The 13181-nt window shown below is 65.6% G+C and carries 14 protein-coding genes and 1 tRNA gene; 5 read left to right on the forward strand and 10 right to left on the reverse strand.

Annotation, left to right across the window (positions count from 1 at the left end; genetic code table 11):
- The first annotated feature begins 68 nt into the window (after nt 1–68).
- Nucleotides 69–656 (forward strand): DUF1439 domain-containing protein, encoded by a 588-nt coding sequence (locus tag U5A52_RS14585; protein ID WP_415765252.1) that lies wholly within the window; start codon nt 69–71, stop codon nt 654–656.
- A gap of 87 nt (nt 657–743) precedes the next feature.
- Entirely contained in the window at nt 744–1598 is an 855-nt protein-coding gene (locus U5A52_RS14590) for an undecaprenyl-diphosphate phosphatase (RefSeq protein ID WP_321935112.1), read from the forward strand.
- Between the two features lie 61 nt (nt 1599–1659).
- On the opposite strand, the gene trmB is transcribed toward U5A52_RS14590, so the two are convergent.
- The 5 genes from trmB to U5A52_RS14615 all read right to left on the reverse strand — a co-directional run bounded on the left by trmB (nt 1660) and on the right by U5A52_RS14615 (nt 4392).
- A complete protein-coding gene (gene trmB / locus U5A52_RS14595) occupies nt 1660–2442 on the reverse strand; it encodes a tRNA (guanosine(46)-N7)-methyltransferase TrmB (RefSeq protein ID WP_321935113.1) in 783 nt (260 codons plus the stop codon).
- Nucleotides 2443–2749: 307 nt separating this feature from the next.
- Nucleotides 2750–2959 (reverse strand): hypothetical protein, encoded by a 210-nt coding sequence (locus tag U5A52_RS14600; protein ID WP_321913941.1) that lies wholly within the window; start codon nt 2957–2959, stop codon nt 2750–2752.
- Nucleotides 2960–3208: 249 nt separating this feature from the next.
- Nucleotides 3209–3283 (reverse strand) — tRNA-Gly (locus U5A52_RS14605).
- Between the two features lie 119 nt (nt 3284–3402).
- On the reverse strand, nt 3403–3966 hold the full coding sequence (locus U5A52_RS14610) for a YggT family protein (protein ID WP_321913940.1): 564 nt from the start codon (nt 3964–3966) through the stop codon (nt 3403–3405).
- 105 nt (nt 3967–4071) lie between these two features.
- The gene (locus U5A52_RS14615) at nt 4072–4392 is read right to left on the reverse strand and encodes an EthD family reductase (RefSeq protein ID WP_321913939.1); all 321 of its coding nucleotides are present in this window, start codon (nt 4390–4392) and stop codon (nt 4072–4074) included.
- Nucleotides 4393–4718: 326 nt separating this feature from the next.
- Between U5A52_RS14615 and U5A52_RS14620 the strand changes: the two genes are divergently transcribed.
- The gene (locus tag U5A52_RS14620) at nt 4719–5156 is read left to right on the forward strand and encodes a hypothetical protein (RefSeq protein WP_321913994.1); all 438 of its coding nucleotides are present in this window, start codon (nt 4719–4721) and stop codon (nt 5154–5156) included.
- A 148-nt stretch (nt 5157–5304) separates the two neighbouring features.
- Here the strand turns inward: U5A52_RS14620 and U5A52_RS14625 are convergent, their stop codons facing one another.
- Complete coding sequence (locus U5A52_RS14625) at nt 5305–5607, reverse strand: hypothetical protein (protein WP_321913938.1); 303 nt, start codon at nt 5605–5607, stop codon at nt 5305–5307.
- Here U5A52_RS14625 and U5A52_RS14630 point away from each other — a divergent pair.
- A complete protein-coding gene (locus tag U5A52_RS14630; protein ID WP_321913937.1) occupies nt 5585–5899 on the forward strand; it encodes a hypothetical protein in 315 nt (104 codons plus the stop codon). The genes U5A52_RS14625 and U5A52_RS14630 overlap by 23 nt on opposite strands.
- Before the next feature lie 127 nt (nt 5900–6026).
- Here U5A52_RS14630 and U5A52_RS14635 read toward each other — a convergent pair whose 3' ends face one another.
- The 3 genes from U5A52_RS14635 to U5A52_RS14645 all read right to left on the reverse strand — a co-directional run bounded on the left by U5A52_RS14635 (nt 6027) and on the right by U5A52_RS14645 (nt 10006).
- Nucleotides 6027–6701 carry a LysE family translocator gene (locus U5A52_RS14635; protein ID WP_321935114.1) on the reverse strand — a complete coding sequence of 225 codons (675 nt, stop codon included), beginning with the start codon at nt 6699–6701 and terminating at the stop codon, nt 6027–6029.
- 82 nt (nt 6702–6783) lie between these two features.
- Entirely contained in the window at nt 6784–8256 is a 1473-nt protein-coding gene (locus tag U5A52_RS14640; protein WP_321935115.1) for an NAD-dependent succinate-semialdehyde dehydrogenase, read from the reverse strand.
- Nucleotides 8257–8428: 172 nt separating this feature from the next.
- Nucleotides 8429–10006, reverse strand: coding sequence for a UbiD family decarboxylase (locus U5A52_RS14645; RefSeq protein ID WP_321935116.1), 1578 nt, complete (start codon nt 10004–10006; stop codon nt 8429–8431).
- 669 nt (nt 10007–10675) lie between these two features.
- On the opposite strand from U5A52_RS14645, the gene U5A52_RS14650 reads away from it, so the two are divergent.
- Nucleotides 10676–11896 (forward strand): lytic transglycosylase domain-containing protein, encoded by a 1221-nt coding sequence (locus U5A52_RS14650; RefSeq protein ID WP_321935117.1) that lies wholly within the window; start codon nt 10676–10678, stop codon nt 11894–11896.
- A gap of 82 nt (nt 11897–11978) precedes the next feature.
- Here the strand turns inward: U5A52_RS14650 and U5A52_RS14655 are convergent, their stop codons facing one another.
- Nucleotides 11979–13172 carry a pyridoxal phosphate-dependent aminotransferase gene (locus U5A52_RS14655; protein WP_321935118.1) on the reverse strand — a complete coding sequence of 398 codons (1194 nt, stop codon included), beginning with the start codon at nt 13170–13172 and terminating at the stop codon, nt 11979–11981.
- Between the last annotated feature and the right edge of the window lie 9 nt (nt 13173–13181).

Here is a 13181-nt window from a genome sequence, read left to right on the forward strand (position 1 = left end):
CTGCGGCGGCCAGCCGTGATGCGCCAGAATGACGGCGCATCAAACCCGGCCAAACAAGGAGATTTCGCATGGTCCACACCGCAACGCGCGTTTCCCGGCGCGCCTTCCTGTTCACAGCCTGCGCTGCGGCGGGAACGGCGATGTCGCTCGGCGCGTGTGCGACGGGGATTTTCCCGTTCATTCCCGATCACTACACGTTTTCGCAGCAGCAGGTGCAGGACGCGGTGCAGCGCAAGTTTCCTTATCACCGCTCGATGCAGCAGATTTTCGATGTCTCGCTCACGAACCCCGTGGTCACGCTGCAGCCCGATCGCAATCGCGTGGCCGTGCGGCTCGATGCGCACCTCGAAAGCCCGTTGATGCAGCAGCCCGTGAGCGGCGCGTTCACGGTGTCGAGCGAACTCGCCTACGACAGCGCGAGCCGCGCCGTGGTGCTGCGCTCGCCTTCGGTCGATGGCGTCGACATGACAGGCAACGCCGCTGCCTACGCGTCGCAGGTGAGCGCGGTCGCCGCGCTCGTCGCCACGCAGTTGCTCAACAACTATCCGGTCTACACGTTCAAGCCCGACCAGCTCCAGTTTGCCGGCGTCAACTACGAACCCGGTACAATCACCATCCTTACAAACGGCATACGCGTGCAGATCGTCGAGAAGTAAGCAGACGGAACACGGGCACACGCGGCCGTCGTCGGTCGCGTGGCGCGGCGTGCGCCGTCCCGACGCTCAAAAAGAGGGATAAAAGGGATGGACTGGATTTTGACCTGCAAGGCGGTGATTCTTGGCATCGTCGAGGGGCTGACGGAATTTCTGCCCGTTTCGAGTACCGGGCATCTTATTGTCGTCGGCAGCTTGCTCAACTTCGAAGGCGACTATGCGAAGACCTTCTACGTGGTGATCCAGTTCGGCGCGATCCTCGCCGTGTGCTGGGAGTTCCGGCGCAAGATCGGCGAGGTTGTCGTAGGGCTGCCTTCGCGGCCCGATGCGCGGCGCTTCACGCTCAACGTGATCGTCGCCACCATTCCGGCAGTCGTGCTCGGTCTGATGTTCGAGAAGGCGATCAAGTCGGTTCTCTTTGCGCCGGTGCCGGTCGCGTTCGCGCTCGTGGGCGGCGGCCTTGTCATCCTGTGGGTCGAAAATCGCCTGCGCGGTCCGAAGGGACTGCCGGTCGCGGCGCAACACAGCGCGCGCGTGAACTCGATTGACGAGATCACGCCGCTCGACGCGTTCAAGGTGGGTTGCGCGCAATGTTTCGCGCTGATTCCGGGCATGTCGCGCTCGGGCTCGACCATCATCGGCGCGATGCTGTTCGGCCTCGAGCGGCGCGTCGCGACCGAGTTCTCGTTCTTCCTTGCGATTCCCGTGATCTTTGGCGCAACCGTGTATGAGCTATACAAGAGCTGGCACGAGCTTTCCGCGGACTGGCTCGGGCTCTTCGGCGTTGGCTTCGTCGCCGCATTCGTGAGTGCGTTCGCATGTGTGCGCTGGCTGCTGCGCTTCGTCGCGTCGCACGACTTCACCGCTTTCGCCTGGTACCGCATCGCTTTCGGTCTTGTGATCCTGCTGTTCGGCTATGGCGGCGGCCTCGGCTGGGACGACTAAAAATACAACGGGCGCCGCGTGATATCGCGGCGCCCGTCGTTTTACTGCAGGGTTCCTGGTTTCAGTCCGCGCGGCGGCGGAACACGAGATCCCACACGCCGTGGCCGAGCCGCAGACCGCGGCGTTCGAACTTCGTCACCGGTCGGTAGTCGGGGCGCGGCGCGTAGTCGGCGGCCGTGTTCTCGAGAGCGGGTTCCGCGCTGAGTACTTCGAGCATCTGCTCGGCGTAGTTCTGCCAGTCGGTTGCGCAATGCAGGTACGCACCCGGCTTCATGCGCGAGACGAGGTGCGCGACGAACTTCGGCTGAATCAGGCGGCGCTTGTGGTGGCGCGCCTTGTGCCACGGATCGGGGAAGAAGATGTGCACGCCGTCGAGGCTCGCCGGCGCGATCATGTGCTCGAGCACTTCCACGGCGTCGTGCTGGATGATGCGGATGTTCTCCAGATTCTGCTCGCCGATCAGCTTCAGCAACGCTCCCACGCCAGGTTCATGGACTTCGACGCCGAGGAAGTCGTCCTCCGGGCGCAATGCGGCGATTTCCGCCGTGCTCGCGCCCATCCCGAAGCCGATCTCCAGGATGCGCGGCGCGTGCCGCTCGAACACGGCGTCCCAGTCGGCGGCTTCCGGCGCGTAGGGCACGACGAAGCGCGGGCCGAGTTCGTCCATCGCACGACGCTGGCCGGTCGAGACGCGGCCGGCGCGAGTCACGAAGCTGCGGATGCGGCGGTGGTGCAGCGCGTCGCCGGCGGGCGGCCCGGATTGCGCGTTCGTGTCGGAGGCGGCGTCTTGTGCGTCTGACGGTGTGCTGTCGGGACGGGCGGCGTCGTTGGGTTCGTGATTCATCTTCGCGGGTGGGTGTGAGAGCGGCGGATTTCGCGGCTGTCGATAATCGGGGCAGGCTTGGTGCTGGCCATTTCGCGGGCTATTCAGGGCAGCATACCGCCCGGCGCGAGGCGCTACGGTGTGGCCTGATGCCTTGTGGGCCGCTTTTGCGTTCGCCAGAACCGGCGGCGGCCATCGGCCCGGCGGGGCGGGCGCGGCGCACTTGAAGCGCAGCGGCTCCAAAGCCGTCGCGCATTATATCAGCGCGCTCGCACGGGTCCGGCGGCTGGCGGGCGGCGGCGGGGTGGCTGCTCCTCGCAGCGGCACCTCAAGCGGCCGAAACGACGACCCGCATGCGCGTAGGTTCGTTCAGCTCGAACGCATTCACACGCCCGGCGCGCACGTCGAACAGGAGGCGCATGAGGTCGGCGGCGGTGGCGCGCAGGCGCTCGGCTTCGGCTAATGGGCGTTCGTCGGCGTCGGCGAGAAGGGATTGGCGCGAGCGCACGATCAGGGCGATCGCGCTCGGCCGGGACATGAAAAATTGATCCATCGGAGGACTGATGCGCCATAGGGCGCGCAGCGAGTCGTTATGCGGCAGTCGAGCGAAATGCGTGGCGGCTGACCTGCTCGCGGCGCGTGCGGGAGGACCCGAGGAGCGCCAAAGTGCATAGTGCAACGGAGGAATTCAGGTCGTGCCCGGCATGTGCCGGTCGGGCGGGCAAGGCGTCCCGGGAGGGGCGCAGTTCGAAAGCCCTGGCCTCGAAGAGAGGTCGGCAAGCCGACGTGGAGCGGGCGATGGGAATCGAACCCACGTCATCAGCTTGGGAAGCTGAGGTAATGGCCATTATACGACGCCCGCAGAGCGCGCCATTTTACGCGGTTTTGGCCGCTTTGCGCAACGCTGCGGTCAAACGACGCGGCGCGCTGGGCGCGCCGCCGGTGCACTGGCGTGTGCGTGGATACGTCCCCGGACGCCGCTCAGATACCAAACAGCGTGAGCGAAACAGCTGCGCGCGTGACCACCATCAGCAGCACCTGCACGATCACGAAGAGCAGAATCGGCGAGAGGTCGAGGCCGCCCAGGTTCGGCAGGATACGGCGCAGCGGGTTGAGGAACGGCGCCGTCAGCTGGAACAGCACCGGCATCGCCGCCGAGCGCGGATTGAGCCACGAGAGCAGCGCCATCAGGATCGTCAGCCAGATCAGCAGGTTCAGCGCCCACTTCACCAGCGTGAGCACGGCAACGATGAGAAGCGTTGGCAACAGAGCTAGCGGGTCCACGCCCGCGATCCAGACCATGAGCAGCACGTAGGCAATGGCCGAGATCAGCGCGGCGACCACGCTTGCCCAGTCGATGCCGCGCACGCCGGGAATCACGTGCCGCAGCGGCAGCACCAGCCAGTTGGTGACCTGCTGGATCGCGTGGGTCACGGGGTTGTACGGCGGCACACGCACGTACTGGAGCCAGGCGCGCAGCAGCAGGGCGGCGCCGAACAGCGTGAAGACCGTATTGAGCAGAAAGCGGGCGATATCGCCGAACATCGGTGTTGTTTCCTTCTTGTGTTGGGTGGCGGCGCACCTGGCGTGTGGCGGCCGATGAAAGGTCTAGTCGAAGTCCGCTCGTCCCAGCAGGCCGAGCGGAGCACGTCAGACGGACACCTTGACCTCGCTGATCAGAATGGTGCCATTTCCGCCATCGGTGTAGTTGGGAATGTCGTCGAGGAGGGTGTCGGCATTCGGTTGAAATGCCGCGTAGAACGCGTCCATCGTCTCGAACAGAAAGTGTCCAGCCGCGACGTACGGCGGCGGCGTGCCCGGCGGCCCCGCATTGATGCCGATGTCGACCGACCAGCCCTTGAGCGATTCGCCAAAGAGCTTCGCCGCGAGCGGCATGTGGTGCGTGCAGTAGTACCCGGTGTCGAAACGCCCGTTCTCGCGATACGGATAGAGGATGCTGACCTTGATCATTGTGCGTTCTCGTCGGTGAGTCCCAAAGGCGCGCGTTGCGTGCGGTTGCGATGCGCGCGCCGTCGCCACATTACCACGGCTCACGCCTCGCCAGTATGGGCGAACGATGCAGCCGCACGGGTTTGGCACGCAGCTGCCGGTGCGGTTTCCGGCGTGCGCGCCGCACAGAATGGCTGCACTCGCAGCAGGCTTTTCTGCGAACAGATACAGTGTTTCCGACAGACCACGTCAGACACGGGCCTTACGACCCGAGTGTTGCGCCGCAGCCGCGCGGTGCGAGAAATGTTCGCTTTCGTACCGAGCACGTGCCGACCGAGCGACTACAAATGACACTGACGGGCGCGACGTCACTACTGGTCGCTTCACGCGGCACGGTTTCTGCTGATGGCTGGCGGGCGCGCCTGTGCGCAGCACCCGAGCCCAGCACGGGGAAGCCGCAACGAACAGTGCGCGGCGCGTATACGGCGCCCGTGAGGCTATCTCGCAACACTGCCATTGTTGTCGCGGAATCTAAGCACAATACTTTTTATCGTTTCGGTTTCGTTGTTGCAGTCGTGCAATTGGGTTTGTTCCTGTCGGTAGTCCGATTCGGGGAGTCCACCATGAGCATCTTCGCTTACCGAAAGCATCTGCGGTTTCTCACGCCATTTCAGCGTCGCCGCTGGTGGGATCAGAAGAAGCGCCTGACGCCGCGCGTTCGCATCAGCGGCGCCTATGTGCCGCCGAACGTCACGCGCGAGTTCACCTACGTGAAGGTCGGATAGCGGAGAGTGTGTTGCAGTGCGGCGGCGATGTGCGCGCCGCCGGCAAGTTGGACGAGATGCCCGGTTCCAGGACCGGGCATCGTCGTTTACAGTCTCGCCGCGCGCAGGCGGCTGCAGTTCGAAGGTCGGCAGCCCAACCAATTTGTAATCAAACATTACCGGGAGACTCGCCTCCCGACGCCCTCTCGCAGGTAACAATGACAGCGCCCTCGTTTTTGTAACGAATGGCGTCGTGATCGGGCGCATGTGCGGCGATTTTTCGCGGCAGCCGCGCCCACTGGGCTTGACGCGCGATTAAGCGCCCCCCAAGTAGCATTGCAATTCGAAACAAATGGCTACCAATGCCGGCCGCCGTTTTCGATACATTGAATGCGTGGGCAGTGCCCGTAATATGCGCGTCGCCGCTGGCGGCCGCCAGGAGAAGAGAAGTGAAAAAGACCGTATCGTTCATCGTTGCCGCCGCGCTGGGTGTGGGGTTCGTCAGCGCGGCCCAGGCGCACGTCTCGGTGGGTATCGGCATTGGCATTCCGGTGGCCCCGGTTTATCCCGTCTATGCTGCGCCGGTCTACGCACCGCCGCCCCCGCCCGTGGTCTATGCGCCGCCGCCGGTGGTGTACGCTCCGCCGCCTGCTGTCGTCGTGGGCGGCTACTACGGCCGTCCGTACTGGCATCACGGCTACTACCGCGGCGGCGGCTATTACGGCCATGGGTACTACGGCCACGGCGGCTACTACCGTCGTTGAGCGTGACGGGCGGGGCACGCCGCCCGGCCGCAAGTTTGACGAACAGCGCAACGCCGGCTCACGCCGCGTTGCGCTGTTTGTTTTTTGGCGTTCGCGTTCGCCGCCTGCACGGCGCGCGTGACGCGGATTACGTCGCGCCCGCGCCCTGCAGGATCAGGTCGCGATAGCCGTGCACAATCACGCTGTACGAGAAGTACGCGAACAGCAGCGCCGAAAGCACGTGACAGGCGCGCAGCAGGCCGGTGCCGGCCCGTTTGCGGCCGTGACTGGCCAGTCCGCAAAGGAACAAGGTCCAGCCGAGCCCGCCCGCAAAAAAGCCCAGCAGAAAGAGCGAGGCAGCGCCGGCGCTCGTCGCCCCCGACTTGGCGATAAGGGCGCCGCCGACAGCGGCAAACCAGAGAATGGCGCTCGGCGACGACAGTGCGAGCAGCACGCCGCGCCCGAAGCTGCGCCATGGGTTGGGCAGCGGCGCGGCGTTGTCGGCTTCGCCTTCCACGGGCGGCGCCGACGCCGGATTGAGCGCCTCGCGCGCCATCTTCCACGTGAGCATGAGCAGCAGGGCGGCGCCGCCGATCCACACGATCCAGCGCACGGGCGAAAACTGCAGCAGCGCGGCCATGCCAGCAAGCGCGAGCGCGGCATAGATGAGGTCGCCGAGACACGAGCCGAGCCCCAGCCAGAAGCCCGAACGGAAGCCGTGCGTGAGCGTGAGCGAGATGATGGCGACGTTGACGAGACCGATGTCGAGGCAAAGCGAAAGCGACAGAAAGAAGCCGTCGGAAAGCAGGGAAACGTGAGACATGAAAACGATTTCTTGTTGGTATGGGACTGCGTGCCGCACACGCCCGCATCGCAGGAAGCGGGCGTCGCGGCTCAAACGTGCTTCAAACGCCGATGCACAGATACTTCAGCTCGACATATTCGTCGATGCCATACTTCGACCCCTCGCGCCCGAGGCCCGACTGTTTTACGCCGCCAAACGGCGCGACCTCGTTCGAAATGAGTCCGGTGTTGATCCCGACCATGCCGTACTCGAGCGCTTCCGCCACGCGCCAGACGCGGCCGATGTCGCGGCTATAGAAGTAGGAGGCGAGGCCGAATTCGGTGTCGTTGGCGAGGCCGATGACTTCGGCTTCGTCGCTGAAGCGGAAGACCGCCGCAACCGGGCCGAAGGTTTCCTCGCGCGCGATCAGCATGTCGCGCGTGACGTCGGCAAGTACGGTGGGCTCGACATAGCGCCCCGAGCTGACCTTGCCGCCCGCCACGAGCCTCGCGCCCTGGGCAGTTGCGTCGCTAATGTGCTGCACGACCTTGGCGACGGCCGCGTCGTCGATCAGCGGCCCCTGGTTCACGCCATTCTCGAAGCCGTTGCCCACCGTGATCTTGCGTGAGGCGGCGGCGAGCTTCTCGACGAAGGCGTCGTACACCTTGTCGTGCACATAGAAGCGGTTCGTGCAGACGCAGGTCTGGCCCGCGTTGCGGTACTTCGAGATCATTGCGCCTTCCACGGCGGCGTCGAGATCGGCGTCGTCGAACACGATGAAGGGGGCGTGGCCGCCCAGCTCGAGGGCGATTTTCTTGACTGTCGGCGCGCACTGTTCCATGAGGATGCGGCCCACTGGCGTCGATCCAGTGAACGAGAGATGGCGCACGATATCGCTTTCGCACAGCGCTTTGCCGATCTCGATGGAGTTCGTCGAGTCGGCGGTGACCACGTTGAACACGCCCTTGGGCACCCCTGCGCGCTGCGCCAGTTCGGCGAGCGCGAGTGCGCAAAGCGGCGTTTGCTCAGCGGGCTTCACGACGATCGTGCAGCCCGCGGCGACGGCTGGCGCGACCTTGCGCGTGATCATCGCGATCGGGAAATTCCACGGGGTGATCGAGGCGCACACGCCGATCGGCTGCTTGAGCACGACGAGCTTGCGGTCGCTGGCGGGGCTCGCGAGCACGTCGCCGTTCACGCGCTTGGCCTCTTCGGCAAACCACTCCAGGAACGACGCGCCGTAGATCACTTCGCCGCGCGCTTCGGCGAGCGGCTTGCCTTGCTCGGCGGTCATGATCGCGGCGAGGTCGTCGGCGTGCTCGATCACGAGGTCGAACCAGCGCCGCAGCACGGCCGCACGCTCCTTGCCGGTCTTCGCGCGCCATGCCGGCAGTGCGGCATTCGCGGCCGCGATGGCGCGATGCGCCTCATCGGCGCCGAAGTCGGGCAGGCTCGCAATTTCGCTGTTGTCGGCGGGATCGAGCACGGCGAACGTGGCCGCTCCGCCACTCCACTCGCCGTCGATGTACGCGCGGGTCTTGAAGAGGGCGGGATCGTTCAGTTGCGTCAGGCGCTCCGATGCGGACAAGCTCATCTTCGAGTCTCCTCAGGTTCACTGGCGCCGCGGCTCGTGCCATGCACGAGCCGCGACGCGGTAAGCGCGGCGTCGCGAAAAAGGCGTCGCGGATCAATCGGCCGGCGTGGCGCTCGAGGCTTCACGCCTGGCAATCAACGCCCGGTAACGCCGGGTCGCGAGGCGCGGCGCGCTAGCTGCGGCCAAGGCCGAGCTCGTCGTAGAGACGGTCGACGCGCGTCTTCACGGCCGCATCCATCTCGATGGCGCGGCCCCATTCCCGGTCCGTTTCTCCGGGCCACTTGTTGGTGGCGTCCAGCCCCATCTTCGAGCCGAGACCGGCCACTGGAGAAGCGAAGTCGAGATAGTCGATCGGCGTGTTCTCGACGAGGACCGTGTCGCGCGCCGGATCGATGCGCGTGGTGATCGCCCAGATCACTTCCTTCCAGTCGCGGATGTCCACGTCATCGTCGACTACGACGATGAACTTTGTATACATGAACTGGCGCAGGAAGCTCCATACCCCGAACATCACGCGCTTGGCGTGCCCGGGGTAGCTCTTCTTTATCTGCACGATCGCCATGCGGTAGCTGCACCCCTCAGGCGGCAGATAGAAGTCGGTGATCTCGGGAAACTGCTTCTGCAAGAGCGGCACGAACACTTCGTTGAGCGCCACGCCGAGCACTGCGGGCTCGTCGGGCGGCTTGCCCGTGTACGTCGAATGGTAGATCGCGTCGCGGCGCATGGTGATGCGCTCGACCGTGAAGACGGGGAACCACTCCTGTTCGTTGTAGTAGCCCGTGTGGTCGCCGTAAGGGCCTTCGAGCGCGTGCTCGTACGAGGCGCTCGCGCCTTTGGCGGGGCGCGGCGGCGCGCCAGCCGGTGCGGGGCCGGGCTCGCCCGCCTGCGGGTAGATGAAGCCCTCGAGCACGATCTCGGCGCGCGCGGGCACCTGGAGCGTGTCGACGCCGGGCGTCAGGCACTTCGCAAGCTCGGTGCGGGCGCCACGCAACAGGCCCGCGAACTGGTATTCGGACAGCGTGTCGGGCACCGGCGTGACGGCGCCGAGGATCGTGGCGGGGTCGGCGCCGAGCACGACCGCCACCGGATACGGCTTGCCAGGGTTCTTCAGCGCGAACTCGCGGAAGTCGAGCGCGCCGCCGCGGTGCGCGAGCCAGCGCATGATGAGCTTGTTGCGGCCAACGAGCTGCTGGCGGTAGATGCCGAGATTCTGGCGCGTCTTGTTGGGACCGCGCGTGACAGTCAGGCCCCACGTGACGAGCGGGCCAGCGTCGCCGGGCCAGCAGGTCTGGATCGGCAGCTTCGCGAGATCGACGTCGTCGCCTTCCCAGACAATCTCCTGGCAGGGCGGTGCGCTCATGGTCTTCGGCGCCATGTCCCAGACAGCCTTGGCGAGCGTGAGGAGCTTGCCCGCGTCCTTCAGTCCGCGCGGCGGCTCGGGCTCCTTGAGCGCCGAGAGCAGGCGTCCCACGTCGCGCAGCGACTCCAGCGCGGCGCCGTCGCCGCCGCTCTCCGGCGCGTCGATGCCCATGCCGAGTGCGACGCGCCGGGGTGTGCCGAACAGATTGCCGAGCACCGGGAACGCGTGCGTCGAACGGTTCTCAAAGAGTAGGGCCGGGCCGCCGGCGCGCAGGACGCGGTCGCACAGCTCGGTCATTTCCAGCACCGGAGAGACAGCTTGCGGAACGCGGCGCAATTCGCCGAGCGTCTCCAGGCGACCAACGAAGTCGCGCAGGTCTTTGTATTTCATTGGGGGCCAGTCTTGGACAACTCAGTGGGCAACTCGCTGGGCAACCCGGCAGGCGCGGCTCGCGCAGCCAGTACAGGGGCTGGATCGGACAGCTGCACGGCGGTTGCAGGATTGCTGCGGTTCACGGCCGGCGCTTGAAGCCGGGCGAAACGCGGCGTAACGATTGTCGATTTTACCTGTGTTGGTTGGCGCACGCTGATAGCCAATCCGCATAACAAGCCGCAGACCCCCTTGGCGCGCGGTTTCCGACCGATTGAACGGTGTTCATCATTACAATTAGTTATAGATTTGACAATCTATAGTATTGACGATCTATAACAGGCTGCTAGAATCCGTCCACACTGGTTGCAGGGTTTGAAATTTTTAACCACCTTCCCGGCCCTTCAGACGCAACGCGTCGCCGTTTTGCCGAACCCCTGCACGGCTTGCATACGGTCTAGATTGGTTGTTCTTGTCAGCGCCCCTTTGCGCTGGCTTTTCGCGTGAGAACTCCCGGCGCGCGCACATTGCGTGCCTGGTTGTCCAGGAGGAGTTCCACTCACGGCGACTTGCCGTTTTCCCGACACCGCTGCCGCACCAGCCAGGGCGCGCGGTGTCTTGATCCTGTGATTGGCCGTCTGCCTTGTGCCGACTCCTTTGCCGGATCATGCAACATGGGGAGATCTGTAGATGAATACCTGGTTATCGTGGTGGCGCGCCGACGAGCGTGTAGCTCTGGGTCTGCGTGCGCTGCTGCGTCGTGGCACGCGTCTTAGCCATCACCTGTTCAGCATTGTTGGCGGCTGTGCCGTTCTGTTCGCGCTTGCCGTCTGGCTGCTGCCCACGTGGCGCGGCACGCTGGCCGCTCGCGTGATGCCCTTCGTTTCCGCGGCGGTGCAGGCCGGTCCGGCGCGCCTGCTGCAAGGCAACCCGCTGCCCTCGTTCGCACCCCGCGGCGCCGCGACCAACGACGACAACGCCGACGGCGCGATGCTGCCCACGGCGCTTGCACCCGCTAACGGTGCCGCCGGTTCTGTTGGCGCCACGGGCGTCGCGCCCGCGGGCTCCAACGGCCCGGTCGCGAAGGTTGCGACCGCCGTGTCGAACGGCGGCATCGCCACACTCGACGCCGTGGCGCTCAACGGCCTCGATCCGCGTGCTCTGCCGAGCAATGTCGGTTCGCTCGCGCGCATGATTCCGCCCCAGCGCATCACGCCCGACGCACGTGACGACCGCGTACTCGTCTCGGCGCGCGAACAGGCGCTCGTCGCTACCTATCTGGCGCGCCGCTACCGCGTAGCGCAGGAACCGGTTGGCGAACTCGTAAAGGCGGCGTTCGACACCGGCCGTGAAGTGGGGCTTGATCCGCTGCTGCTGCTCGCCGTGATGGCGATCGAATCGGGCTTTAACCCCTACGCCGAAAGCGGTGTGGGTGCGCAGGGCCTCATGCAGGTCATGTCGAAGGTGCACTCGGACAAGTTCCAGTATTTCGGCGGCCAAAGGGCGGCGCTCGATCCGCTCGCGAACATCAAGGTCGGTGCGCTGGTGCTCAAGGATTGCATCGCGCGCGGCGGTTCGCTGCCGGGCGGCCTGCGCCTCTACGTTGGTTCGAGTTCACCCGACGACGGCGGCTACGGCGCCAAGGTAATGGCCGAGCGCGGGCGTCTGCGCGACGTCGCACGCGGCCGCAACGTGCCGATCAACGCGCCGCAGGCGCCCGTCACCAGCACGGCCAGCACGCCTGCGCCGCAGAAGGTGGCGAGCATCAACGGCGAGAAGCGCGTGCACGTGACGCTCGACAACGCCCACGCGATGGTCGAGAAGTCGTCGGCGAACAGCGGTTCCGAGCAGGACGACGCCAGCACGAGCACGACGGCTCAGAAACACGGTTCGTCGGAACTGGGTGCCTGAGTACCGGGCTGAAAGATCAGACGTAACAAAAAAGGCACCCTCGGGTGCCTTTTTCTTTTTTTGTTTGACCGACCCGCGCGGATCAGCGGCCGAAGAACGTATGCAGCCGGCCGACTGCTTCTTCCAGGCGCTCGTACGCCGTGGCATACGAGAGCCGTACATATTGGCGCGGCGCGGCGACGCCAAAGTCCATGCCGGGCACCATCACCGTGCCCGCGTCGTGCAGCATCGCGCGGGTGAGCGCGTCGCTGTCGCCGGCGGCGGGGTGCGTGACATTCGAGCAGTCGGCGTAGACGTAGAACGCGCCGTCCGGCACCACGGGCACCGTGAAGCCGAGCGACTCGAGCGCCGGCACGATGAAGTCGCGGCGGCGCTTGAATTCCAGCCGGCGCGCTTCGTAGATCTTGAGCGTGTCCGCCTCGAAGCAGGCAAGCGCGGCATGCTGTGCGAGCGCCGACGCGCAGATGAACAGGTTCTGCGCGAGCTTTTCGAATGCACCTACCAGCGAAGGGGGCACCACGAGCCAGCCCAGGCGCCAGCCGGTCATGTTGAAGTACTTTGAGAAGCTGTTGACGGTCACCACGTCGTCGCCGAACGAAAGTGCGGAAACGGGCGGCGCGTCGTACGAAAGCCCCTGATAGATCTCGTCGACGATCGTGAAGCCGCCGCGCGCGCGTACGGTTTGCACGATGCGCTTGAGTTCGTCGGGTTCGATCGACGTGCCGGTGGGGTTCGACGGCGAGGCGAGCAGCACGCCGCGCGTGCGCGGCGACCACAGGCGCTCGACATCGGCGGCGGTGAGCTGGTAGCGCGCCTCGGGACCGCTTGGCACCAGCACCGGCTTGCCTTCCGCGGCGGCCACGAAATGCCGGTTGCACGGATAGCAGGGGTCGGGCATCAGCACTTCGTCGTCGCGGTCGACGAGCGCCGTGCATGCGAGCAGGAGCGCCGCCGAGGCGCCCGCCGTCACGACGATGCGCGCGGGGTCGACCGTAAGGCCGTAGGCGTGCTGGTAGTGCGCGGCGATCGCCTCGCGCAGCGCGTGGATACCGAGTGCGCTCGTGTATTGGGTGACGCCGCGGCGCAATGCGGCTGCGGCGGCCTCGACGACGGGCTCGGGCGCCGTGAAGTCCGGCTCGCCGATGCCCATGTGGATGATGTCGCGTCCGGCGCGCTCGAGCTTCGCAGCTTCCTTCGCCAATTCCATGACGTAGAAAGGCTGGATCTCGTCGACGCGCGCGGCTAGCCGCAGCAGCGGTTCGGCAACGATGTTCATGCGGGTCTT

Origin of the sequence: Paraburkholderia sp. J8-2, assembly GCF_905220195.1 — a bacterium.
Lineage (GTDB): Bacteria > Pseudomonadota > Gammaproteobacteria > Burkholderiales > Burkholderiaceae > Paraburkholderia.

Coding starts and splice junctions, on each gene's coding strand:
- U5A52_RS14620 (WP_321913994.1), top strand. CDS start 4,719: ATGACACTGACGGGCGCGACGTCACTACTGGTCGCTTCACGCGGCACG.
- U5A52_RS14600 (WP_321913941.1), bottom strand. CDS start 2,959: ATGTCCCGGCCGAGCGCGATCGCCCTGATCGTGCGCTCGCGCCAATCC.
- U5A52_RS14625 (WP_321913938.1), bottom strand. CDS start 5,607: ATGAACGATACGGTCTTTTTCACTTCTCTTCTCCTGGCGGCCGCCAGC.
- U5A52_RS14645 (WP_321935116.1), bottom strand. CDS start 10,006: ATGAAATACAAAGACCTGCGCGACTTCGTTGGTCGCCTGGAGACGCTC.
- trmB (WP_321935113.1), bottom strand. CDS start 2,442: ATGAATCACGAACCCAACGACGCCGCCCGTCCCGACAGCACACCGTCA.
- U5A52_RS14585 (WP_415765252.1), top strand. CDS start 69: ATGGTCCACACCGCAACGCGCGTTTCCCGGCGCGCCTTCCTGTTCACA.
- U5A52_RS14590 (WP_321935112.1), top strand. CDS start 744: ATGGACTGGATTTTGACCTGCAAGGCGGTGATTCTTGGCATCGTCGAG.
- U5A52_RS14655 (WP_321935118.1), bottom strand. CDS start 13,172: ATGAACATCGTTGCCGAACCGCTGCTGCGGCTAGCCGCGCGCGTCGAC.
- U5A52_RS14640 (WP_321935115.1), bottom strand. CDS start 8,256: ATGAGCTTGTCCGCATCGGAGCGCCTGACGCAACTGAACGATCCCGCC.
- U5A52_RS14615 (WP_321913939.1), bottom strand. CDS start 4,392: ATGATCAAGGTCAGCATCCTCTATCCGTATCGCGAGAACGGGCGTTTC.
- U5A52_RS14635 (WP_321935114.1), bottom strand. CDS start 6,701: ATGTCTCACGTTTCCCTGCTTTCCGACGGCTTCTTTCTGTCGCTTTCG.
- U5A52_RS14650 (WP_321935117.1), top strand. CDS start 10,676: ATGAATACCTGGTTATCGTGGTGGCGCGCCGACGAGCGTGTAGCTCTG.
- U5A52_RS14610 (WP_321913940.1), bottom strand. CDS start 3,966: ATGTTCGGCGATATCGCCCGCTTTCTGCTCAATACGGTCTTCACGCTG.